The following is a 22,312-nucleotide window of genomic DNA, read 5'->3' as shown; positions in this document are numbered from 1 at the left end:
ATGCGCCACAATTGCTTGCAGCGCATGGTCGTTTCCAAATCCTAGAGCGAAATCAGTGCGTCCAGGGCGTCTTGCGGTCGGCGCGGAAATTGTCTGGATAGCTTGCGCGCTTGGGGACATAGTCCTGCGCCTGCTGCACCGAATAGGCGATGCCATTCTTCTGGGCATAGGCCTCGGCGTCTTCCTGGCTGTCAAAAGTCAGATGGATCTGCCGCGTGGGATCGCTGGAGCTCGTATAGCCCATCAGCGGGTCGATCGAGCGGGGTACGGCTGGTTCGTACACCAGAACCCAATGCCTGGAATTGCCTCTTCCCGACTGCATGGCGTTAGGGGCCGGGCGGTAGATGCGGGCGGTCATGCAAGTTCCTCAACACGATGCTGGGCGCCAGAAGGCGAAATGTGATGGTCGGAGTACAAAGATTCGAACTTTGGACCCCTGGTTCCCAAAACCAGTGCTCTACCAGGCTGAGCTACACTCCGAGATCACCGCCGTCACCTAGCGTGTTCAGCGACCGAGAGCAAGCGCAACCATAACAAGTTTCTCCGGATTGACGAAAACTCCCCATATGTTCAATAACCAAGCATGTTGAAACTCGATCGTCGCTGGCCCTTTGGCCTGACTCAGAAGTCCTGGCCAGATGCCGTCGCTGCGGTCGTGCTAGTACTGTTTGTGCTGGTATTCTTTGATGTCTGGCTCTCCCAGACGCTGCAGGCGTGGCCCGATGTGTGGCGCGCGCCCTTTGCCTTCATCACCGATTTTGGCCTGTCGGAGTGGGTGTTGATTCCGTCACTGCTCGGCCTTGTGCTGGGATTTATTGCGCTCCGGGTGCCGCTGGGCCGGTATCGGCGCGCGATTTATGAGCTCACCCTGGTGGCCAGCTTCATTTTTGTCGGCGTTGGGCTGCCCGGGCTTACCGTCAACCTGATCAAGCGTTTGATTGGCCGTGCCCGCCCGGAGTATTTTCACGAATTTGGGGCCTTTCATTTCCAGCACATTCTCAATGACTGGAGCTTTCAGAGCTTCCCGTCGGGCCACAGCACCACTGCCATCGGTACCGCCCTGGTGATCGGCTTCATGCTGCCGCGATTCGCCGGGCTGATTCTGCTGATCGGCGTGATGACCGGTCTGTCGCGCGTTGTCATTGGGATGCATTATCCGACCGATGTGATCGCCGGTTTCGCGGTTGGCACGCTGGGCGCCTACGTCGTGCGCAACTATTTTGCCCGTCGCCGCTGGCTCTTCGCCTTCCGCGCGGATGGCTCGGTGCGGTTTCGGGGGCTGCCGGCCCTGCGCCGTCTGGTGGGGCGGCGCGCCTAGCGCGCCGCTGTGTAACGTTGGATGGCGGCGGACAGATCGGCCTTGAGGTCATCCACACCCTCCAGCCCGATATGCAGGCGAAATAGATTGCCTTCAGCTGTCCACGGCTTGGCGGTGCGGTTGCTCCCGAGCTTGACCGGAATGCACAGGCTTTCAAAGCCGCCCCAGGAATAGCCCATGCTGAACAGCGCCAGCCCATCGACGAAGGCGGCCACGGCAGCGCGCGGGGCAGGGGCCAGCATGACGCTGAACAGACTGCCCGAGCCGGTGAAGTCGCGCTTGAACAGGGCATGGTCTGGATGGCTCGGCAGAGCGGGGTGCAGTACCTGCAACACTTCCGGCTGCGCTTCGAGCCAGCTGGCGATGTCGAGCGCCCGCGCCTGATGCTCCTTCATGCGGATTGCCAGGGTGCGCAGACCGCGGGCAACCAGAAATGCCTCATCGCCCGAGGTGAAGAACCCGAGCAGGGCGCGGGTCGATTCGACCTCGGGCCAGGCCGCTTCAGTGGCCGAGATGGTGCCGGCAAAGGCATCGGAGTGCCCCACGAACATTTTGGTGCCGGCATGCACTACCAGATCGGCACCCAGCGCCAGCGGTTGGTGGAAGAGCGGGCTCGCCCAACTGTTATCCACTATCAATCGCGCGCCATTGGCATGGGCCGCTGCCGCGAGGGCCGGAATATCCTGCACCTCAAAAGTAAGCGAGCCCGGACTTTCCGCCAGCACAGCCTTGGTATTGGGTTGCATCAGGGCGCTGATGCCGGCGCCAATCCGTGGATCGTAGTAGCGCGTGGAGACACCCATGCGCTTGAGAAACCCGTCGGCAAAGCTGCGGCCTGGCTCATAGGCACTGTCGGAGATTAGCAGATCATCGCCCGCCTTGAGGCAACTCAGCACCGCAATGGTGATGGCGGCCAGGCCTGATGGCACGAGGCGCGTGCGATAGGCGCCCTCAAGTTCATTGACCAGTGCTTCGACGCTTTCGGTCGTTGGATTGCCCGCGCGCCCATAGGCAAATCGCTGCGTCTGGCCAGCCATGTCGTCGAGGGTTTTGAACAGCACGGTAGAGCCGCGATAGACCGGGGTATTGACGAACCCGAACTGATCTTCGGGTGTCCGCCCATGGTGCGTCAGGACCGTTTCGACCGATTGGTGCTTGGCGGTGCTGCTTTTTTTATCATTCATGCTGGGCTCACTGCTCAATATCCAGTCAAACTAACAATTTGGTCAATTACGAGACAGTAATACTGCCCCATGATTGGTTCTACCCTTGACGGAAAGAGCAAGAGACGCTTGCATGCATAGCAGCATCACAACTGCTCTTGAAAGAGTGGAGGTGCCACCCGGGGGATTGGGTTCGCCTGTCACCACGGGACACACGGTCAGGAAATAAAGGCAACAACAATGCAAAAAACGCTCGTAACTATCGCAGTCGCGGCCTCGCTGGGCCTCGGCGCGACGGCGTCAGCTCAGGCAGGCATTCTCGAAGACGTGGTCGCAAAAGGTTACATCCAGTGCGGTGTGACCGGTGGCGTGGCAGGGTTCTCGGCGCCCGACTCCAACAATGTCTGGACCGGTCTGGAAGTCGACTATTGCCGTGCCCTTGCTGCAGCCATCTTCAATGACGCCGACGCTGTCCGCTTCACCTCGTTGACCAGCCAGGAACGCTTCACCGCGCTGTCGGCCGGTGAAGTCGACGTGCTGTCGCGTACCACCACCTGGACCATGAGCCGCGATACCCAGCTTGGTATCAACTTTGTTGGCACCATGTTCTATGACGGCCAGGGCTTCATGGTCCGCAAGGCCGACGGCATTGCCTCGGGTCTCGACCTTTCCGGCGCAGCTATCTGCGTGGAGGCCGGCACCACGACCGAACTGAACGCGGCTGACTATTTCGCCACCAACAGCATGGAATTCAACACCGTCGTGTTCGTTGATCAGGACGAAGTGGTGAAGGCCTATGAAGACGGCCGTTGCGACGTCTACACCACTGACTCTTCAGCCCTTGCTGCAGAACGCTCCAAGTTCGCTGTGCCTGATGATCACGTCATCCTGCCAGAAATCATCTCCAAGGAGCCGCTTGGTCCGGTTGTGCGCCAGGGCGACGATATCTGGTTCAATATCGCCCGCTGGACTTATTTTGCCCTGCTCGAAGCTGAAGAACTCGGCGTTTCGCAGGCTAATGTCGACGAGATGCTCGGTTCGGACAACCCGGCCATCAAGCGCCTGCTTGGCGTTGAAGGCGACTTCGGTACGCCACTCGGCCTGACCAAGGACTGGGCTTACCAGATCATCAAGCTGGTCGGTAACTACGCCGAAACCTATGAGCGCAACGTTGGCCCAGCCACCCCGATTGGCCTTGAGCGCGGTCTGAATGCCCTGTGGAAAGACGGTGGCATCCAGTACGCTCCGCCAGTCCGCTAAAATAGGCATCGGCCCGGTACTCCCATGATGGGGGCACCGGGCCTTCTGTTCCGTCAGCTGTCGCCATCGCGGCGACGCATGGAACAGCCGTGCTTGCATGCTGCCCGGGGACCAACAACATGACTGCGCTTGACGCGGGGCCCACTGAGGCCCCCAGGACCTTCTTTTTCAACGATCCCGTAATCCGCGGCATTGTCTACCAGATCGTGGTCGGCTTGATCCTGGTGTCATTCATTGCCTGGATCATCGGCAATACCGCGGCCAATTTGGCTGCCCAGAACAAGACAACCGGTTTTGACTTTCTCTGGAAAACGGCCGGGTTCGATATCAGCTTTTCGCTGCTGCCCTGGTCCCGCGCATCCACTTACTGGCAGGCCTTCCTGGTCGGCATCACCAATACACTGCTGGTCGCCTTTATCGGCATAGTCGTCGCGACCATTCTCGGGTTCACCATTGGCATTGCCCGGCTGAGCAGCAACTTCATTGTCTCCAGCCTGGCCACGGTCTATGTCGAGACCATCCGCAACATTCCGCTGCTGCTGCAACTGTTCTTCTGGTACTTTGCTGTCCTCAAGACCATGCCAGCCGTTCGCGACTCTTACGAACTGCCGCTGGATTCCTTCATCAACCAGCGCGGCATTTTCTTCCCGCAACCCTTGCCAGATGCGCAGTTCGGTTTCGTCTGGATTGGGCTTGCCGTGGCGATTGTGGGTGTTTTGGTTCTGCGCCGCTGGGCCCGAAAGCGTCTGGAGGCTACGGGCCAGCGCTTTCCGGTGTTTCTGACCTCCCTTGCCATGCTGCTGGTGCTGCCTGCCCTGGTCTGGCTGATCAGCGGCGCGCAGGTGGCGTTCGATCCGCCGGTGCTGGGGCGCTTCAACTTCGAGGGCGGGGTACAACTGCCGCCGGAGTTTCTGGCGCTGCTGTTCGGATTGAGCATCTACACCGCGTCGTTCATCGCAGAGACCGTCCGCGGCGGCATTCAGGCAGTCAACCACGGGCAGACCGAAGCGGCGCAGTCGCTGGGGCTCAAGGAAGGTGACCGGCTGCGCCTGGTCATCGTGCCGCAGGCCATGCGCGTCATCGTACCGCCACTGACCAGCCAATATCTCAATTTGACCAAGAACTCGTCGCTTGGCGCGGCCATTGGCTACCCCGAACTGGTCAATGTGTTCTCAGGGACTGCACTCAATCAGACAGGTCGGGCCATCGAGTGTATCGCACTGACCATGCTGGTCTATCTGATCTTGTCGCTGCTGACCTCGGCGATCATGAACTGGTACAACGCCCGCGTCACCCTGGTTGAGCGGTAGGAGACCAGCCATGACCGATACTGGATACGTTCGTTCTGAACTGGTCGCCGCCAAACCGGCCCCCAACCCCACCAGCGGGCCCGTTGTCTGGGCCAAAAAGAACCTGTTCGCCACGCCAATGGACGGGCTGCTGACCGCGCTCGGCGTGCTGTTTCTGCTCTGGGTAGTGCCGCCATTCTTCAACTTTGTCCTCGGCCACGCCGTTGGTCCGATGGGCACTGTCGAGGAATGCCGTGCCATTACGGCCGGGGCGTGCTGGGCCTACGTCTATAACGAGATGGAATTCTTCATCTACGGCTTCTACGACATCCCCCAGCTCTGGCGCCCCAACATCGTCTTTGCTTTGGGTGCCTTGCTGTTCGTACCCTTGCTCATCCCCAAACTGCCGTTCAAGCGCATCAATGCCCTGCTGTTCCTGTTTGTCTATCCAGTGGTGGCGTATTTCCTGCTGGCCGGCGGCGTATTCGGCCTGTCGGAAATGCCAACCGAAAAGTGGGGCGGACTGCTGGTTACCCTGATTATCTCGGTGGTTGGCATTGCCCTGGCGTTCCCGCTGGGCATCGTGCTGGCGCTCGGGCGGCAGTCCACCTTGCCGGTGATCAAGACCATCTGCGTTACCTTTATCGAGCTGATCCGCTCGGTGCCGCTGATTACCATTCTGTTCATGGCCTCGATCATGCTGCCGCTGTTCATGCCGCAGGGCATGACCGTGGACAAACTGCTGCGGGCCCTGGTGGGCGTCACCCTGTTCACCTCGGCGTATCTGGCCGAAGTGGTGCGCGGGGGCCTGCAGGCCATTCCGCGTGGCCAATATGAGGCCGCTGCATCGCTGGGCCTGGGCTATTGGCAGCGGATGTACTTCATCATCCTGCCCCAGGCGCTCAAGCATGTGATCCCCGGTATCGTGAACAGCTTCATCGCGCTCTTCAAGGACACCTCTCTGGTCTACATCGTGGGCATGAAAGACCTGCTCGAAGCCGTCAAAACCAAAAATGACTCCGCGCTGGAGTGGCAATCCGCCAATACGGCAACCACTGGTTACCTGTTTGCCGCCATTGTCTTCTGGGCGTTCTGTTTCTCCATGTCGCGCTATTCCATGTTCATGGAACGTCGTCTCAATACCGGCCATAAGAGGTAGTTTTCATGTCCGAACCTTCACAGACTACCGCAGCCTCAGGCCAGACCACCCGGCAAGACACGGCTACCAGCACCAAGCCAGCCATCGAAATCATTGGCATGCATAAATGGTACGGAGACTTTCACGTCCTGCGTGACATCAATTTGACGGTGGGGGACGGCGAGCGGATCGTTATTGCCGGGCCGTCAGGCTCGGGCAAGTCGACGCTGATCCGCTGCGTCAATCGCCTCGAGGAGCACCAGGAGGGCCAGATCATCGTCAATGGCGTTGAGCTGACCGCTGATCTCAAGCGCATAGACGAGGTGCGCCGCGAAGTAGGAATGGTGTTTCAGCACTTCAACCTGTTCCCGCATTTGACCATCCTGCAGAACCTGACATTGGCACCAATCTGGGTGCGGGGCACGCCCAAGGCCGCGGCCGAGGCGACCGCCATGCACTATCTCGAGCGGGTCAAGATCCCCGAGCAGGCCAACAAGTTCCCCGGCCAGTTGTCCGGGGGCCAGCAGCAGCGCGTGGCAATTGCCCGCTCGCTGTGCATGCAGCCGCGCATCATGCTGTTCGATGAGCCGACCTCGGCGCTTGATCCAGAAATGGTCAAGGAAGTGCTCGATGTCATGATCAGCCTGGCCGAAGAAGGCATGACGATGATTTGCGTCACGCATGAGATGGGCTTTGCCCGTCAGGTCGCCGACCGCGTGATCTTCATGGATCAGGGCCAGATCATCGAGCAGAACGAGCCAGAGCAGTTCTTCTCCAATCCGCAGCACGAGCGCACCAAGTTGTTCCTCAGCCAGATCCTGCACTGAGCGCCACAATCGGGTTGTCCAGGCAAATTGGCCGGGGCTATCGCCCTGGCATGGCTTGACCGCACCCTGCCGCCTGCCAATATGGGCAGGCGAGCGAAGGGAAGGACCAGATTGGCTAGATTTTTCATGCGATTGTCAGCGGTGCTAGCAGCCATTGGCTGGGTGCTGGGTTTGGCCGTCAGTCCCGCTGCGGCGCAGACGCTGGACGCGGTGCGCGAACGCGGCTTTCTCATTTGCGGCGCCACCAATCCGCTCCCCGGATTTGCCCAGATCGATGCCGATGGCCGCTGGTCCGGCTTTGACGTTGATCTGTGCCGGGCTATCGCCGCTGCGGTGTTTGGCGATCCCAATCGCATTGAGTTTCACTCCCTGCGCGGGGAGGCCCGGTTCGCGCATCTGCAGACCGAAGCGGTCGATGTGTTGACCCGCAATGGACCCTGGACGGCGCGGCGCGACACGCTATACGGCGCCCGCTATGTCGGTACGGCCTTCTTTGATGGCCAAGCATTTCTGGTGCCACAGGCGCGCGGACTGGTGTCGGCATTCGAACTGGACGATGTCCGCATCTGCGTGATTGATGGCGGCGATGATCTCGAACGCATTGAGGAATTCTTCTTCGCCAACCAGGCCACGTACGTTGAAGTTCCCTATGAGGACATTGACGATCTGGCGCTCGCTTACAAGACAGGTTTGTGCGATGCGGTGTCGGCCTCAGGCCGCCAGCTCCAGGCCATCCGCCGAGGGCTGCCCGATCCGAATGCCCATCGCATTCTGCCTGAGCGGATTTCCAAGGAATTGCTGGGGCCAGTCGTGCGCGCTGGCGACACCCAGTGGTTCAATATCATCAAATGGACGCTGTTGGCGCTGATCAATGCCGAGGAGGTGGGCATTACATCGCCGAACACCGAATCTCTGACGGCCTCGCACACGCCCGCCATCCGCCGCATTCTTGGTGTCGAAGGCGATTTTGGTACCGCTTTGGGGCTCAAGCCCACTTTTATGGCGGACGTCATTCGGGCCGTCGGCAATTACGCCGAACTCTATGATCGTCACTTCGGTCCGCAAACCGGCGCGGCACTGTTGCGCGGCCAGAATTCGCTGTGGAGCAATGGCGGCTTGCTCTACGCGCCGCCAGTGCGCTGAGCTGACGGCGCCTAATCGGCAAACAGCAGATTGACGCGGCGGTTCTGCTTGCCCTTGTTTTCAATTTTGCCGAGCTTGACCGGGCCGATTTCGCTGGTTGAACGGACATGGGTGCCGCCGCAGGGTTGCAGGTCAACATCACCGATCCGGATCAGCCGCACGCGGCCCTGACCCATTGGCGGCTTCACATTCATGGTCTTGATTAGATCGGGGTTGGCGAGCATTTCCGCGTCGGTGATCCACTCCTGGCTGACAGGGTGGTCCGCAGCGATCATCGCATTCAGGCTGGCTTCGAGCGCCGCCAGATCGGCGGGGAGCTCTGGCATGGCAAAGTCGAGCCGCCCTTTGTCGTAGCCAATCGCCCCGCCCGTCACCGGAAAGTCAAACACCACCGACAACAGGTGCAGTGCCGTGTGCATCCGCATCAAGCGGTACCGTTGCTCCCAGTCGAGCTTTGCCGTCACCACTTCGCCAACCACTGGCAGGGCCCCGGTGTCAGCGGGCACATGCACGATGGCCGTCTTGTCGCCCTCGGGGTGCATTGCGGTGGCAATGGTCAATTCGGCCCCGTCAGCGCGAATCAAGCTGCCACGATCGCCGGGCTGTCCGCCTGAGGCGGCGTAGAAGATCGTCTGACCCAGCACAATGCCGCCTTCTGGCGTAATGGCGGTGACAATGGCCTGCACCGATTGCAGATAGCTGTCGTCGCGAAACAGGAAACTGGTCATTTCGGCCTCTTACAATACGGGGGACAGCAGCCGGGCTGCCTGGGTCATAAAGCGCATCACCCAGGATCGCGACCTTACCTCCTCCAGGCTCACTTTCCGGCAGCTCTCGAAATCCTTGACCAGCATGGCTTCGACTTCCGAGATGGTCTGGGGATCGGTGAACCAGATGGTGATCTCGAAATTGATGGCAAACGAGCGGTTGTCGAAATTGACACTGCCAACGGTGGCGATCTGATCGTCCATCAGCAACACCTTCTGGTGCAGGAAACCAGCCTGGTAGCGCTGAATGGTGATGCCGTGCTCTATCATCGCGTCAGCATGAGCAATGCTGGCCAACCACACCAGTTTGTGGTCGGGCTCATTGGGTAGCATTATCTGCACGTCCACGCCGCGCAACTTGGCCGCGAACAGCGCCGTTCGGATATCGGTGTCCGGCACGAAATACGGGCTGACGATCCAGAGTCGGTGACGCGCGCGACCGATGATATCGGTAAAAGCAATGGCGCATTCTTCCAGCCGATCGGCCGGACCGGTTCCCATCACCAGCACGGGCTGCTCTCCCGGCGTTGCGACACTGGCCGGAGGGTTCGAGGGTAATACCTCGCCGGTGGCCCATTCCCAATCCTCGCGGAACAGCAGCGCACAGGCCAGCGCCCCCGGACCTGAGACGCGCACATGGGTGTCGCGCCAGCGCCCGAATCTGGGATCCTGACCAAGATATTCCACGCCGACATTGTGGCCACCCACCCAGGCATGCTCGCCATCCGCCACCACAATCTTGCGGTGATTGCGATAATTGATCCGCGTCGGCCCGTAGAGCCGCAGGAATTTGTGGCGCTGGTTGAACCCGGCAACATTGATCCCGGCCGCGCGCAACTGCGACCGGAACCGCCGCGGCATGCCGGTGCTGCCGATATCGTCATAGAGCAGGTAGACCTTGACCCCGGCATTGGCACGCTCGATCAGCCGTTCCGCCAGTTCCTTGCCCAAGGCATCGTCGCGCACAATGTAGAACTGCACGAGCAAATAGGTCTTGGCTGCGGCGATACCGGCAAAAATGGAATCGAAGGTGGCGTGCCCGTCCACCAGCAGTTCGACCTCATTGCCACTGAGAAACGGCACTTCGGACACTTTACTCTGAACGGGCCAGAGGTCGCTCGTGGCATTATCGATCAGCGCCAAATCCTTGGCGCGCAACGGGCGCGCCGCACGGCCGTTGCGGATTCGATCGGTGGCATAGTCGTCAAAGGCCTTCCAGCCGACAATCAGGTAGAGCAGCGTCGTCGGAAATGGCAGCAGCGCCAGCGCCAAGATCCAGGCAATTGACCCCTGCGAGGTGCGCGAGATCATGATTTCGCGCACGGCGCAGACAAAGGCCAGCACATATATCGCCGCCATAATGGCGGCCACAATATGCAGATCGGCGACTATTGCCCGCAGAACGTCGTCAAAGCCGACCAAGAGGTTCACCCAGATTCGTGGACGAACACTCTAGCAGGCTCGTTCAGGTGAACAATGGCGGCCCTCGCCACATGACCGGGGCTAAGCCGGGTCTGCCACCATCACGCTGGAGATATCGATCGGCGTGCGCCCTTCCATCCATTTGGGGACCGGCAGGTTTCTGCCGCGCAAGAATTGGGGATTGAAGATCTTGCTGGCATAGCGGTTGCCGTAGTCGCACAGGATGGTGACGATGGTCTTGCCTGGACCAAGATCGCGCGCCATGCGCACCGCACCGGCGATGTTGATCGCGCTTGAACCGCCCAGGCACAGCCCTTCATGCTCAAGCAGATCAAAGATGTAGGGCAGGGCCTCGGCATCGGAAATCTGGTAGGGGTTGTCGATGGTCAGCCCCTCCAAATTCGCCGTGATGCGACCCTGACCAATGCCCTCGGTGATCGAGTCGCCGGCCGATTTCAGCTCGCCATGGGCATAGTAATTGTACAGCGCTGCGCCTTCAGGATCAGCCAGGCCAATCTTGATGTCGTCGCTACGCGCGCGCAGCGCTTCAGCGACCCCAGCCAGCGTGCCGCCGGTGCCGACGGCGCAGATGAAGCCATCAATGCGGCCACTGGTCTGCTGCCAGATCTCGGGACCAGTGGTCTCCGCATGGGCGCGACGATTGGCAATGTTGTCGAACTGATTGGCCCAGATTGCACCCTCGGGCAACTCCGCATCGAGCTTCTCTGCCAACCGTTGAGAGACCTTGATGTAGTTGTTTGGGTGCTTGTAGGGCTTGGCCGGCACTTCGATCAGTTCGGCGCCATACAGACGCAGCGCGTCCTTTTTTTCCTGGCTCTGTGTGTCGGGGATCACGATCACCGACTTGAATCCCAGCGAATTGGCCACCAGGGTCAGGCCGATGCCGGTATTGCCGGCTGTGCCTTCGACAATCGTGCCGCCGGGCTTGAGCCGGCCCGACTGTACCGCATCGTGAATGATGAACAACGCCGCACGATCCTTGACCGATTGCCCCGGATTGAGGAACTCGGCCTTGCCCCAGATCTCGCAGCCCGTAAGGGTGGAAGTGCGGTTGAGACGGATCATCGGCGTGTTGCCGATCGCGGAGATAAGGTCGTTGTGCTTGGCCATGGCGCAATCTGCTGGTCTGATAAACCCTGACCGTAGGGCCGTACCACCAGAGCCGCAAGCCATAACGGGCTGTTCAGGCAGAGCTTTCCGCCCCGCCGCCCGCTGGCGCAATGCCAATGCGCGAGGCGCGCTTTGGCGCAAGATCATTCCGCTGCAGGGCCGCTGCCGCCTCCAGCGCCCGCACCCGCGAGGCCTTCAAGTCGACAATGGGTGCAGGGTAGGTTACCCCGAGCCGCACCCCGGCCGCAGCCAGCGCCTGCTGTGGCGCCTCCCAGGGATTGTGCAGCCATTGATCCGGTAGCGCCGCCAGCTCGGGCACCCAGCGCCGCACATAGCCGCCCGCAGCATCAAAGCGGCTGCCTTGGGTGACCGGATTGAAAATCCGGAAATAGGGCGCCGCATCCAGTCCGCTACCGGCCACCCACTGCCAACTCGCCGGATTGCTGGCTCGATCGCTATCGACGAGGCAATCCCAGAACCATTGTTCGCCCCGCCGCCAGTCAATCAGCAAATTCTTGGTCAGTAGTGATGCCACCAGAATGCGCACGCGATTGTGCATGGAGCCGGTCTCCCACAATTCCCGCATGCCGGCGTCGATGATCGGCAGTCCAGTCATGCCGCTGGTCCAGGCGGCGAATTCGTCGTCGGCCTCGCGCCAGGCCATGTTGCCATATTTGGGCTGCATCGGTTCGGTGGCGATATCGCCACGATGATAGAGCTGATGATAGCTGAAATCGCGCCAGGCCAGTTCGGAGAGGAATTTGTCGATCGCCGCCGCCTTTTCCGGCGCCATCTGGGCTGCCATGGTTGCGGTGTGCCAGATCTGGCGGGGGCTGATTTCGCCAAACCGCAAATGCGGCGACAGGCCCGAACTCGCATCGCTGTCCGGAAAATCCCGCCCTTGAGGATAGTTCGTGACCCTGTGGTCGAGAAAGTCGGCCAGCGTTCGTTGTGCCGCTACCTCGCCAAAATACCAGTGCCCGCCCAGCTTTGCCGCCCAGCACGGCTCGCGATAATCGGTATCCACTGGTTGTGGCTGACGCGGCAGGCGGGCAGAAGGCTGTTGCAGCGGCAGGGCTATGGCCCGCTGTTTGAGCGATTTCCAGAAGGGCGTGAACACCGAATAGGGCTGGCCTTGCCCGGTCGCGATGTCCCACGGCTCGATCAGCACATTGGCGCCGAACGACTGCGTCGCTAAGCCCTGGTTGATGAGCCAGGTCTTGATTGCAGCATCGACCAGCACCTCGCCCGGGGCATAGCGCCGGTTCCAGAAAACTGCCGCAACGGTGTTGTCGCGCACGAGATCGGCAATGATGCCACCCGGTTCGCCTGTGCGCACCGTCAGTTCAACGCCAAGCGCCGCCAGGTCGCGTTCGAGCGTTTGAAGGCTGTGGTGCAGCCACCAGCGCGCGGCAGCCCCTGGGGGGCGCACACCGTGCGCCGTCTCGTGAACATAAAGGGCAATGACCCGGGTTCCCGCGCGCATGGCAGCGCTCAGTGCCGGGTTGTCAGTCAGCCGCAAATCGTTGCGCAGCCAGGCAATTGTTGTCGAAGTCATGAGAGCTCTCCGCGTTTGTTACGCGCGGCGCAGCCCTCTGGTTCAGTCTATTCGATGACTTCGGCCAGGTGTTCCAGGGCAGAGTTCCATGCTTCGATGGAAAAGATGCGCGATTCCGGATCGGCATGGGCCAGCCCGCGCTCAATCAGCGTGATCCGCGTCTGCTCGTCACCAATGGCCTCGAACGCAATGTCGAGAACGAAGATCAGATCATCCTCGTCATCGTCCTCGTCCTTGTGCACCCAGCTCATCACCAGCTTTTCGTTTTCCACGAAGGCCAGGATTTCCCCGCTTACCGTGTGGTCTTCAGGATCATCATCATCGCCAAAGGTGGTGAACTTGTATTCACCACCCTCGAAGGCATCGAGTTCGGCCTCATCGGCCTGCCACTGTTCAATCAGCGCCGGATCGGTCCAAGCCTTGAACACATCGTCGATATTGGCGTCGATGGTGCGGGTCAGTTTGATCTGGCTTTCGCCGTCCAAGTCCATGCCATTGCTCACTTGAGCACCTCATTGTTGGCGTTCGATTCCCAGGTGGAGTCAGACCCGGCTGAAAGCCAATGCCTGCTGAACGCCCATGCTGTGAAGATATATCTGATCTGCGGCGATACCGTCGAGCACTGCCGCGCCAGGCGCGTGGTTGCAGCGATCTGACATGGTGGGGATTGTGCTCGATATCGAGCGAGGAACGAATGGCTCCGCGGGTAGGATTCGAACCTACGACCAATCGGTTAACAGCCGATTGCTCTACCACTGAGCTACCGCGGAACACCTTCGTTGACCTTCTTGCGAAGGCGAGGTCCATGTACCGAACTTGGCATGCTTTGCCAAGCCCCAATTGCCACCGGTGTGAATAAGTTGGGCACCGCGCATCATCGCATGGTGTGGCGCTGCAGGGCGACCAGATCGGCCAGGGTGTTGATATTGGCAAAGGGATTTGTGTCGTGGTCATCGGTCCAGTCCACGCGCCGCAAATCCAGGCTGCGCTGCAGGGCCTTCAGGCTGGCCGGGGCGTCGGGCCTGGCCAGGCCGGCCGGCAGGTTCTGCAATGCCTCGATCCGCCACAGTGCATTGGGTGGGTAAAAGTCCTCTCCCCAGGCCGCATAGACGCCCGGCGCATTAGCCAGACCAGCGATCATGCGGGGGACGAAATCAACGGGCAGGAAAGGTGTATCGACCGCCACCGACACCAGTAGCCCGGTGGTGATCCCTGATTCTGCCAATCGCGCCACCGCCGCCGCCAGCCCGGCAAGCGGACCGGCCATTGGCGAATCGCGGTCCGGCACAGCGTCACAGCCAGCGGGCAGGGCGATCCGCTGGCCCGGCGGGCCGCTGGCCACCAGGATGGGGCGGGCGACATCGCCGAGCACGGCCAGTACCCGGTCGAGCTGGCGCAGCCCGCCGACCCGCAGATCGGCCTTGCGCACACCGCCCAGTCGCGCGCCCCCACCGCCGGCGATGATAACGGCATGGGGCAGGCTCATGCGCTGGTGGTCCCTGCCAGTGGTTTGACGCCAAGGCGCAGCACGATCAGCATGACGATGCCACCGACCAATCCCCAGAACGGCGCCCCCACGCCAATCATGGTGATGCCCGATGCGGTGACGACAAAGGTAAAAATTGCGGGCAGACGCATTTCCTCATGCACGAGAGCGCCAGCCAGTGCCGCCGCAAGGCTCGACAGCAGCGCCAGACCGGCCACCGCCTGGATCAGCAGGGGTGGTGAGGCGGCAATGAACGCGGCCGCCAGGCTGGCTGCCGGGGCCAGCAACAGATAGACCACGCCCGCCGAAATCGGCGCGGGCCAGCGCTTGTCTTTGTCCGGATGGGCTTCGGGTCCGGCGCAGATCGCTGCGGTGATCGCTGCAAGATTGCTGGTCTGGCCGCCAAACAATGCGGTTACCGCGCTGGCAATGCCGGTCATGACAAAGAGCGGCGCGGGCGCCAGCACAAAGCCATTGGCCTGCATCACCGCCAGCCCCGGCAGGTTTTGCGAGGCCATGGTGACGATGTAGAGTGGCAGCCCGATGCGCACGATGGCGTCGACGGTAAATACCGGCATTACTGGCACCAGGGCAGGCCAACTGCCATTCAATGCCCCGACCGGCAGATTGGTCGTCAGCGCTAGCAGGACCCCGGTTACCAGCACAGCGATCGGCACTGCATAGCGCCTGGCAAAGCGCAGCCCAACCACCCAGGCCAACAGGATCGGCAGCGCGAGGAGCGGCATTTCTGCCACCGCCGTTATGGGCGCCAGACACAGGGTCAACAGCATGCCGGCCAGCATGGCATTGGCGATCGGCGCGGGAATGGCGGCCATCAACCGCGCCAGGGGCCTGATCAGCCCGGTTAGCATGATCATGAGCGCCGCCACCAGAAAAGCGCCCGACACAGCCGCGAACCCGCCCAATGGCTCGCCCACGGTCAGCAGGAACGCCATGCCCGGCGTCGTCCAGGCAAAGCTTACCGGCACCCGGACTTGGGCGCTGACCACAATGTTGAGAATGCCGATGGCGATACAAACGCTCATCAGCCCGGAGCCTGCCTGCTGCGGCGAAGCCCCCGAGGCCGTCAGTGCCGCCAGCACCAGCGTAAACGTGCTGGCATAGCCGACAATGGCCGCCAGAGCCCCCGCCATGATGGGTTGGAAATACTCGCGCCGGCCAATCTGCGACCGCTGCAATGTCTGGCTCACGCGATTCTCCATCTGATTGACGTTACCCTAAGGGACGTCAACCAATGTCGGGAAGTCCAAACCGCGCCAAACGGTCCATCTTCGCGCGATGCCAAAAAGCCCGCTGATCGTCAGAGCCCGAGGCGATCCTTGAGCGCGTACCACCATGAGCCCAGCGTCGAATATTGAGCCCGGAACATCCGGCCGCCGGGGAAGGGGATCCAGGGCAGCTTGGCGAAGGTATCAAAGCGCGTCAGGTCGCCCCGCACCGCCTCAGCCAGAATCCGGCCGAACAGATGCGAGCCGGTAACGCCGTGGCCGCTATAGCCGTGCGCAAAATACACCTTGTCGCCCAACCGGCCCAATTGCGGCACGCGCGAGAACGACAATGCGAAATTGCCGCTCCAGGCGTAGTCAATTTTGACGTCGGCCAATTGCGGGAACACCTTGTCTATGTTGGGCCGCAGCTTGGCGATCACATCGGCTGGATCGGTGCCGCCATAGACGACGCCGCCGCCAAAGATCAGGCGATGGTCGGCGCTGAGCCGGAAATAATCGAGGATATAGCGCACGTCTTCCACGCACATACCGGTCGGAAGCAGCGCTTCGGCCCGTTCCTTGCCAAGCGGTGCGGTGGCTACCATCTGGGTGGAGACCGGCATCACGCGGGCTGTCAGTTCGGGCACAACATTGCCGAGATAGGCATTGCCACACACCAGCACGGCATTGGCTGTCACTGTGCCATGCGCTGTCCGTACCGTCGCCTGGTCAGCCGCCTGATCGACCTTGATGACCGGCGAATTCTCGTAGATGACCCCGCCCAGGCCTTCGAGCGCCTTGGCTTCGCCCAGTGCGAGGTTGAGCGGATGCATGTGACCACCCGAATGGTCGATCATCCCGCCTTCGTAAACCGTGCTGCCGATGTGACGGCGGATGGCCGCCTTGTCGAGCATTTCGTGGTCGTCCATGCCGTATTTGCGCCACAGCGTCTGCTTGGCCTCCAACTCCCGCAAGTGCTGGGGCGTGTAGGCGGCATAGATATTGCCGCGCCGCAGATCGCAGTCGATGCCGTAGCGTTCGACCCAGTCATAGATGATGCCAGCACCCTCCTGAACCATGCCGCCGACAAACTGCGCAGTCTGTTCGCCGTAGCGTCTGCCAATGGTATCCAGGCTGGCATTGAGGCCGTTGACCACCTGGCCACCATTGCGGCCCGAGGCACCCCAGCCGATGCTGGCACCCTCAACCACGACGACCTTGAAGCCCTGTTCGGCCAGATGCAGCGCTGCCGACAGGCCCGAATAACCCGCCCCCACCACGCAGATGTCGGCCTTTACCTCGCCCTTCAACGTCACCGGCTGGCGGATAATGGCGCGCGAGGCTGCGTAATAGCTCGGCGGGTAGCTACCATCGCCAGCATAAGTTGGTGTCGCCATCACACGATCTCCAGATAGGCGCTGAATTCAAGATCGGTCACCTGGGAAGCAAACCCGGCGATCTCCTGGCGCTTGCAGGCTACAAACATCGAATGCAGGGTCGGATCAAAAATGCGCGGGATCATATCGCCATCTTCAAATGCATTGACCGCAGACGCCCAGTCGGCGGGCAGTTTGGGCAGACGTTCCGAATAGGCGCGGCCCTTGAAGGGCTTGGGCGGTTTGACTTCGTCTTCAATGCCCACCAGTGCCGCGCCCAGAATGCCGGCCAGTACCAGATAGGGATTGGCATCAGCGCCGGCGACGCGGTGCTCGATGCGGCGTGCCTTGGGATTGCCGCCGGGGATGCGCACCGCCGTGGTGCGGTTCTCATAGCCCCACGAGACCGCGCTGGGCGCATGGGTGTCGGGCCGCAGGCGACGGTAGGAATTGAAATGGGGCGCAAACAGCAGAGTTGATTCCGCCATGCCAGCCAGCAGTCCGCCAACCGCGTGCAGCATCACCTCGGACCCGGTCTCGGTGCCGTCGTCGAACACATTGTTGCCTGCAGCGTCATTGAGGCTGAAATGCACGTGGAAGCCATTGCCCGACCGGCCGCCATAGGGCTTGGCCATGAAGGTAGCGACCAGCTTGTGCTTGCGCGCCACGCCTTTGACGATGCGTTTGAACAGCACCGCATCATCGGCCGCCTTGAGGGCGTCGGCGCTGTGCAACAGATTGATTTCGAACTGGCCAATGCCGTTTTCAGCTACGGCCGTATCGGCGGGCACATTCTGTTGCTCGCATTGCAGGTAGACGTCACGGAAGAACTCGCCAAAATCTTCCAATTCGTCGAGCGACAGGATAGCATCGGAATCCAGCCGCTTGCCGGTGTAGGGCGAAATCGGCGGCCGGGCCGAATCAGCTTCCGGATCAACCAGATAGAACTCCAGTTCGGTGGCCACAACCGGCGTCAGACCTTGCTCGGCAAAGCGCCGCAACACATGAGCCAGTGCCTGGCGCGGATCGCCCAGGAACGGGGTCTGTGCCTCCTGAAACAGCCAGAGCGGGATCATGGCGCTGGGCCGGGTCGTCCAGTTGATCGGCAGTGCGCCGCGACCAGTCGGGCTGCAAATCCCGTCGGTATCGCCGCCGGTATAGACCATTGGATTGCCAACGATATCTTCGCCCCAGACATCCACCCCCACGATTGAAAGCGGCATGCGAATGCCATTGTCGGCAATGCGGCGCGCCTGATCGATGGGAATGCGCTTGCCGCGCATGATGCCATTAAGATCAACGACTGCTGTGTGCAGTACTTCCACCTGGGGGTTCTGGTCCAGCCACGCGACGATGTCGGTGCCTTCGTTCAAATCGTTGCTCATGCCTGTCCGACGGGTTTTTTGTATATCATGGCGTTAGCCTTATCAGGTGAAAGCCAGTTTAGGGAGGCCTTGGACCGCACTGCATGGGCAGGCAGCCATGGATCCTGCTCCTGGTGCCTGACCGAAACAGAGGGGTGCTGGCGCGGCGCCCTTGTCCATGGGGGTGATTGCGCTCGACTCTTGGGGCGGGCGATCGGGTGCGTCGGTGTCAGCGGGCGACGCTTTTGATGCGTTGGCCCGAGAACGCTGGGAAATCAATGACTTCTTGATCCTGATCAAAGTGGCCGGAGCATTTCAACGCCATGGTGCCTTTGCAAACCGAAGGAGGCAGCATGTCGAACACCCCTCACACACTGAGCGAGGAATTTCCTGATCAACTGGACGCCATTTCTGCGCTGAAGGTCAAAGATCCAGCTTTTGCCAAGCTGCTCATCGAATATGACGACGTCAACGACAAGGTGCATCGTGCCGAGAGCCGGCTGGATGCTGTGACCGAAGACGCCGAGGGCATGTTGCGTAAACAGCGACTGGCGATCAAAGACGCAATAGCCGCGGCCCTCAGCAAGGCTGAATAGGCGCCGGTCGAGGGTGGCGTGGCATTCAATGCCGCCCTCGATACCGTCCCATCTTCCTCGTTGCCTACGTCCGCCAGCCCCCCGTCGCCCTGCGCTTTAACGTCAGGCGTCTTGCCCTATTCGGCGGGAGCATGTTCCACCTCGTCAGGTCCCCTGGGCAGGAAGCGACGGGTGAAGGCACTGAAGCTGTCGATATAGGTCAGCAGCACCGGCACCACCACGAGCGTCAGCGCAGTGGAACTGATCAGGCCGCCGATAACGGCGTGCGCCATGGGCGCGTTCTGTCCGCTGCCTTCATGCAGGTTGAGCGCCAAGGGCAACATGCCGAAGACCATTGCCAGCGTGGTCATGATGATCGGTCGGAACCGCGTGGAGCCCGCCTCGACCAGCGCTTCATAGAGGTTCGCGCCCTCTTTGACGTGCTGGTTGGCGTTGTCGACGAGCAGGATGGCATTCTTGACCACCAGCCCCATCAACATGATGAACCCAATGGCGGAGAACATGTTGAGGGTCGAGCCACCCACCAGCAGCCCCACCATCACCCCGATCAGCGCCAGGGGCAGCGAACCCATGATGGCGATGGGTTGGAGGAAGCTGCCGAACTGACTGGCCAGAACCAGATAGATAAAGATCACGGCCAAGAGCAGGGCTGAGCCCACTGCGCCCATGGTTTCGCCAATCTGTTCGACGTCGCCGCCAAATGAGCTGCTATAGCCGGTGGGGAAGTCGAGTTTGTCGACAGCCGCCTGCAATTGCGGTGTCACCGTGCCCAGTTCGACGCCTTGCAGATAGGCGTCTATGGTCACCCCACGCTGCAAATCCTGGCGGTTGATGGTGGCCGGCCCGGTGCTCTCGACCACCTCGGCGACCTGGCTGAGTGTGATCATCTGGCTCGACCCGGTGGCGCCCGACTGGGCGATCGGCAAGTTGCCGATGGCATCGACATCGTCGCGCAGCTCGGGGGGCAGGCGCACAACGACCGAATAGACCTGTCCGTTCTGTGCCGTCCAGTCAGCGACGTCCTCACCGCTGATCAGCGGCCCCAGCGTCGAGGCGATCTGGTTCATCGAGATACCGAGATTGTTGGCCAGATCGCGATTGATGCGAATGCCGATGACGGCCTGGGCGGCGTCCACGCTCGAGGTGATGTTGATCAGCCCGGGAATGTCGGCCAGATCACGTTCAAGTTGGTCCGATAGTCGGCTGAGAACGCTGAATGAATCGCCATAGAGAGTGATGGACACCGGTGCCGCGCTACCGCCGAGGCCCGAAGCGGCCGAGACCTGGAAATCGGCGCCGGGCACTGCAGCCAGCGCATGACGGATGCGCGGCATGATTTCCTCGGGCGTGATATCGCGTTGATCCTTGGCCACCAGCGTTACCGTCATCGTGCCGCTATTGGCCCCGGAAGACGCCAGGCCGCCGCCCACAGTGGAATAGGTGGTCTCGACTTCCGGGAAGGTTCTGATCACCGTCTCGGCCTGCCGAAGTTTGGCAGCCGTTGCGTCCTGGGAGGTGCCCGAGGGCGTTTCCACCGAAACGGTGAATATACCCGTGTCGGTGACCGGGACAAATTCGACGCCGACGCGGGGGAATAGCAGGAATGCGCCGACGAAGGACAGCAGGGCGATCAGCAATACGGTTTTGCGGAACTTCAACGCCCAGCGAATGAGGGAGCGGTACCCGCTGGTGATCCACGCGAACAGCCGGTCGAACTGCTGTACGGCCTTGCCGAGCGGCCCACGCCTGGCGTTGGGTTGGGAGGCGGGATCGTACCAAACGCTCGACATCATCGGGTCGAGCGTAAAGGCGACAAACAGCGAAATCATCACCGCGACCGAAACCGTCACACCAAACTGGAGGAAGAACTTCCCCATGATGCCGTCCATGAAGGCGACCGGGAGAAACACTGCAACAATCGACAAGGTCGTCGCCATCACGGCGAGGCCGATCTCGTTGGTGCCGTCCAATGCGGCCTGCCGGTGGGACTTGCCCATATGCAGGTGCCGGGTGATGTTTTCGCGCACGACGATGGCGTCGTCGATCAGGATGCCGACAGCCAGAGAGAGTGCGAGCAGCGTCATCATGTTGAGGCTGTAACCGAGCACACTGAGCGCCACCATCGTGCCGATGATGGAAATCGGCAGCGTCAGGCCGGTAATAATGGTCGATCGCCACGAGTTGAGAAACAGGAACACGATGGCGACGGCGAGCAGTGCGCCTTCAATCAGCATGTTCTGGACGGCGTGGAAGGAGTCTTCCACCGGCTGGGCATTGTCCACCACGACCTGAATCTTAACCGCGCCTTCGGGCAGTTCATTGGCCATGAGGTCGGCAGTTGTCGCGCGAATCTGCTGGGCAACGCCCACGGTATTGGCACCCTGGGTCTTGAGAACATCAATCGCAATGGCGCGCTCGCCATTGAGAATCGCCAGGCTCGACGCATCGCCAGTGCCATCGACGATGGTCGCCACATCGCGCACGGTGACGGGTTGGCCACCCTGATTGCCGACGGTTACGTCATAAAAATCGTCTTCGTTATCGAGCCGACCCAGGACCTGGATCGACTGCACAATGCTGTCCTGGGTAATCGAGCCTGCAGACAGATCGCGGTTGGCGGCCCGTAGCGCCTGAATCACGGCATCAGGACTGATATTGAAGGCGGTCAGCCGATCAGGATCGATCTGGATATTAAGCTGGCGCGGTACCCCGCCCACAACGCTGGCGCTGCCAACCCCATCGATGTTGGAAATTCGCGTTGCGATGACATCTTTGGTGAGTGCCGTCAGGTCGCGATCGGACAGGGTCGTGGAACTCACAGCCAGCGAGAGTACCGGCAAGGCGCTGGGGTCAAAACGCAGTACCCGCGGATCGCCGGCCCCCTCGGGCAGCGTCGCCTTGATCGGATCGAGCTTGTCGCGAACGTCCTGCGCCTTCTGTTGGGAGTTGGAATCGAGATTGAAGATCATCAGCACCATGGCCTGCCCGGCCTGGGCGGTGGATTGCACGCTATCAAGGCCAGCAATGGTGTTCACCGCATCTTCGATCGGCCTGACGATGTCGGCTTCGACAGCCTCAGGGGAGGCGCCGGGATAGCTGACGACGACAGCCACCACGGGAAAATCGATGTCGGGCAGTTGTTCGATCGGCAATCGTTGGTAGGCGTAGACCCCGAACACCATGATCGCCACCATGATCATGGTGGCAAAGACGGGGTGATTGACGCTGATGCGGGTAAGGAACAT

General features: G+C 61.0%; 19 protein-coding genes and 2 tRNA genes. 7 read left to right on the top strand and 14 right to left on the bottom strand.

Going from position 1 to position 22,312, the window contains the following annotated elements; genetic code table 11:
- Positions 1 to 52: 52 nt before the first annotated feature.
- Both ABFY71_RS00790 and ABFY71_RS00785 read right to left on the bottom strand, forming a co-directional pair.
- A complete protein-coding gene (locus ABFY71_RS00790; protein ID WP_347944263.1) occupies positions 53 to 358 on the bottom strand; it encodes an ETC complex I subunit in 306 nt (101 codons plus the stop codon).
- Positions 359 to 403: 45 nt separating this feature from the next.
- A tRNA-Pro gene (locus ABFY71_RS00785) sits at positions 404 to 480 on the bottom strand.
- A gap of 103 nt (positions 481 to 583) precedes the next feature.
- On the opposite strand from ABFY71_RS00785, the gene ABFY71_RS00780 reads away from it, so the two are divergent.
- A complete protein-coding gene (locus tag ABFY71_RS00780) occupies positions 584 to 1,318 on the top strand; it encodes a phosphatase PAP2 family protein (protein ID WP_347944262.1) in 735 nt (244 codons plus the stop codon).
- Here ABFY71_RS00780 and metC read toward each other — a convergent pair.
- Positions 1,315 to 2,502 carry a cystathionine beta-lyase gene (gene metC / locus ABFY71_RS00775; protein WP_347944261.1) on the bottom strand — a complete coding sequence of 396 codons (1,188 nt, stop codon included), beginning with the start codon at positions 2,500 to 2,502 and terminating at the stop codon, positions 1,315 to 1,317. The two genes, ABFY71_RS00780 and metC, sit on opposite strands and share 4 nt — an antisense overlap.
- A gap of 219 nt (positions 2,503 to 2,721) precedes the next feature.
- Here metC and ABFY71_RS00770 point away from each other — a divergent pair, with 219 nt between their 5' ends.
- From ABFY71_RS00770 to ABFY71_RS00750, 5 genes are all read left to right on the top strand, one after another.
- Positions 2,722 to 3,741 carry an amino acid ABC transporter substrate-binding protein gene (locus tag ABFY71_RS00770; RefSeq protein ID WP_347944260.1) on the top strand — a complete coding sequence of 340 codons (1,020 nt, stop codon included), beginning with the start codon at positions 2,722 to 2,724 and terminating at the stop codon, positions 3,739 to 3,741.
- 119 nt (positions 3,742 to 3,860) lie between these two features.
- Positions 3,861 to 5,051 carry an amino acid ABC transporter permease gene (locus ABFY71_RS00765; RefSeq protein ID WP_347944259.1) on the top strand — a complete coding sequence of 397 codons (1,191 nt, stop codon included), beginning with the start codon at positions 3,861 to 3,863 and terminating at the stop codon, positions 5,049 to 5,051.
- Between the two features lie 10 nt (positions 5,052 to 5,061).
- Positions 5,062 to 6,189 (top strand): amino acid ABC transporter permease, encoded by a 1,128-nt coding sequence (locus tag ABFY71_RS00760; RefSeq protein WP_347944258.1) that lies wholly within the window; start codon positions 5,062 to 5,064, stop codon positions 6,187 to 6,189.
- 98 nt (positions 6,190 to 6,287) lie between these two features.
- Positions 6,288 to 6,995, top strand: a complete 708-nt coding sequence (locus ABFY71_RS00755; RefSeq protein WP_305577539.1) for an amino acid ABC transporter ATP-binding protein — start codon at positions 6,288 to 6,290, stop codon at positions 6,993 to 6,995.
- Positions 6,996 to 7,106: 111 nt separating this feature from the next.
- Positions 7,107 to 8,138, top strand: coding sequence for an amino acid ABC transporter substrate-binding protein (locus ABFY71_RS00750; protein WP_347944256.1), 1,032 nt, complete (start codon positions 7,107 to 7,109; stop codon positions 8,136 to 8,138).
- A gap of 11 nt (positions 8,139 to 8,149) precedes the next feature.
- Here ABFY71_RS00750 and ABFY71_RS00745 read toward each other — a convergent pair whose 3' ends face one another.
- From ABFY71_RS00745 to ABFY71_RS00700, 10 genes are all read right to left on the bottom strand, one after another.
- Positions 8,150 to 8,866, bottom strand: a complete 717-nt coding sequence (locus ABFY71_RS00745; RefSeq protein WP_347944255.1) for an alanyl-tRNA editing protein — start codon at positions 8,864 to 8,866, stop codon at positions 8,150 to 8,152.
- Positions 8,867 to 8,875: 9 nt separating this feature from the next.
- Complete coding sequence (cls, locus tag ABFY71_RS00740; RefSeq protein ID WP_347944254.1) at positions 8,876 to 10,336, bottom strand: cardiolipin synthase; 1,461 nt, start codon at positions 10,334 to 10,336, stop codon at positions 8,876 to 8,878.
- A 72-nt stretch (positions 10,337 to 10,408) separates the two neighbouring features.
- A complete protein-coding gene (locus ABFY71_RS00735; protein WP_347944253.1) occupies positions 10,409 to 11,458 on the bottom strand; it encodes a cysteine synthase A in 1,050 nt (349 codons plus the stop codon).
- 73 nt (positions 11,459 to 11,531) lie between these two features.
- Positions 11,532 to 13,016: a cryptochrome/photolyase family protein gene (locus tag ABFY71_RS00730; protein WP_347944252.1), complete on the bottom strand. Its 1,485-nt coding sequence runs from the start codon at positions 13,014 to 13,016 to the stop codon at positions 11,532 to 11,534.
- 47 nt (positions 13,017 to 13,063) lie between these two features.
- Positions 13,064 to 13,507 carry an SRPBCC family protein gene (locus ABFY71_RS00725; protein WP_305579474.1) on the bottom strand — a complete coding sequence of 148 codons (444 nt, stop codon included), beginning with the start codon at positions 13,505 to 13,507 and terminating at the stop codon, positions 13,064 to 13,066.
- Between the two features lie 204 nt (positions 13,508 to 13,711).
- Positions 13,712 to 13,786, bottom strand: a tRNA-Asn gene (locus ABFY71_RS00720).
- Positions 13,787 to 13,890: 104 nt separating this feature from the next.
- Positions 13,891 to 14,502, bottom strand: a complete 612-nt coding sequence (gene mobA / locus ABFY71_RS00715; protein ID WP_347944251.1) for a molybdenum cofactor guanylyltransferase — start codon at positions 14,500 to 14,502, stop codon at positions 13,891 to 13,893.
- Entirely contained in the window at positions 14,499 to 15,713 is a 1,215-nt protein-coding gene (locus tag ABFY71_RS00710) for a benzoate/H(+) symporter BenE family transporter (RefSeq protein WP_347944250.1), read from the bottom strand. Before ABFY71_RS00710 ends, mobA begins: the two co-directional genes overlap by 4 nt.
- Before the next feature lie 110 nt (positions 15,714 to 15,823).
- Entirely contained in the window at positions 15,824 to 17,128 is a 1,305-nt protein-coding gene (locus tag ABFY71_RS00705; RefSeq protein ID WP_347944249.1) for an NAD(P)/FAD-dependent oxidoreductase, read from the bottom strand.
- Positions 17,128 to 18,492 (bottom strand): glutamine synthetase family protein, encoded by a 1,365-nt coding sequence (locus ABFY71_RS00700; RefSeq protein ID WP_347944248.1) that lies wholly within the window; start codon positions 18,490 to 18,492, stop codon positions 17,128 to 17,130. Before ABFY71_RS00700 ends, ABFY71_RS00705 begins: the two co-directional genes overlap by 1 nt.
- 332 nt (positions 18,493 to 18,824) lie before the next feature.
- Here ABFY71_RS00700 and ABFY71_RS00695 point away from each other — a divergent pair, with 332 nt between their 5' ends.
- A complete protein-coding gene (locus ABFY71_RS00695; RefSeq protein WP_347944247.1) occupies positions 18,825 to 19,067 on the top strand; it encodes an HP1242/YdcH family protein in 243 nt (80 codons plus the stop codon).
- 116 nt (positions 19,068 to 19,183) lie between these two features.
- Here ABFY71_RS00695 and ABFY71_RS00690 read toward each other — a convergent pair whose 3' ends face one another.
- Positions 19,184 to 22,312 (bottom strand): efflux RND transporter permease subunit, encoded by a 3,129-nt coding sequence (locus tag ABFY71_RS00690; protein ID WP_347944246.1) that lies wholly within the window; start codon positions 22,310 to 22,312, stop codon positions 19,184 to 19,186.

This window comes from Devosia alba (assembly GCF_039938915.1).
Classification (GTDB): Bacteria; Pseudomonadota; Alphaproteobacteria; order Rhizobiales; family Devosiaceae; genus Devosia; species Devosia alba.
The sequence above is the reverse complement of the archived record's forward strand: the minus strand, read 5'-3'. Positions and strand labels throughout refer to the sequence as shown.

Excerpts from the sequence above, each read along its gene's own strand:
- ABFY71_RS00770 (WP_347944260.1), top strand. The coding sequence starts at position 2,722 with ATGCAAAAAACGCTCGTAACTATCGCAGTCGCGGCCTCGCTGGGCCTC.
- ABFY71_RS00725 (WP_305579474.1), bottom strand. The coding sequence starts at position 13,507 with ATGGACTTGGACGGCGAAAGCCAGATCAAACTGACCCGCACCATCGAC.
- metC (WP_347944261.1), bottom strand. The coding sequence starts at position 2,502 with ATGAATGATAAAAAAAGCAGCACCGCCAAGCACCAATCGGTCGAAACG.
- ABFY71_RS00735 (WP_347944253.1), bottom strand. The coding sequence starts at position 11,458 with ATGGCCAAGCACAACGACCTTATCTCCGCGATCGGCAACACGCCGATG.
- ABFY71_RS00745 (WP_347944255.1), bottom strand. The coding sequence starts at position 8,866 with ATGACCAGTTTCCTGTTTCGCGACGACAGCTATCTGCAATCGGTGCAG.
- ABFY71_RS00765 (WP_347944259.1), top strand. The coding sequence starts at position 3,861 with ATGACTGCGCTTGACGCGGGGCCCACTGAGGCCCCCAGGACCTTCTTT.
- ABFY71_RS00780 (WP_347944262.1), top strand. The coding sequence starts at position 584 with ATGTTGAAACTCGATCGTCGCTGGCCCTTTGGCCTGACTCAGAAGTCC.
- ABFY71_RS00790 (WP_347944263.1), bottom strand. The coding sequence starts at position 358 with ATGACCGCCCGCATCTACCGCCCGGCCCCTAACGCCATGCAGTCGGGA.
- ABFY71_RS00730 (WP_347944252.1), bottom strand. The coding sequence starts at position 13,016 with ATGACTTCGACAACAATTGCCTGGCTGCGCAACGATTTGCGGCTGACT.
- ABFY71_RS00690 (WP_347944246.1), bottom strand. The coding sequence starts at position 22,312 with ATGTTCCTTACCCGCATCAGCGTCAATCACCCCGTCTTTGCCACCATG.
- mobA (WP_347944251.1), bottom strand. The coding sequence starts at position 14,502 with ATGAGCCTGCCCCATGCCGTTATCATCGCCGGCGGTGGGGGCGCGCGA.
- ABFY71_RS00755 (WP_305577539.1), top strand. The coding sequence starts at position 6,288 with ATGCATAAATGGTACGGAGACTTTCACGTCCTGCGTGACATCAATTTG.
- ABFY71_RS00700 (WP_347944248.1), bottom strand. The coding sequence starts at position 18,492 with ATGAGCAACGATTTGAACGAAGGCACCGACATCGTCGCGTGGCTGGAC.
- ABFY71_RS00760 (WP_347944258.1), top strand. The coding sequence starts at position 5,062 with ATGACCGATACTGGATACGTTCGTTCTGAACTGGTCGCCGCCAAACCG.
- ABFY71_RS00705 (WP_347944249.1), bottom strand. The coding sequence starts at position 17,128 with ATGGCGACACCAACTTATGCTGGCGATGGTAGCTACCCGCCGAGCTAT.
- ABFY71_RS00695 (WP_347944247.1), top strand. The coding sequence starts at position 18,825 with ATGTCGAACACCCCTCACACACTGAGCGAGGAATTTCCTGATCAACTG.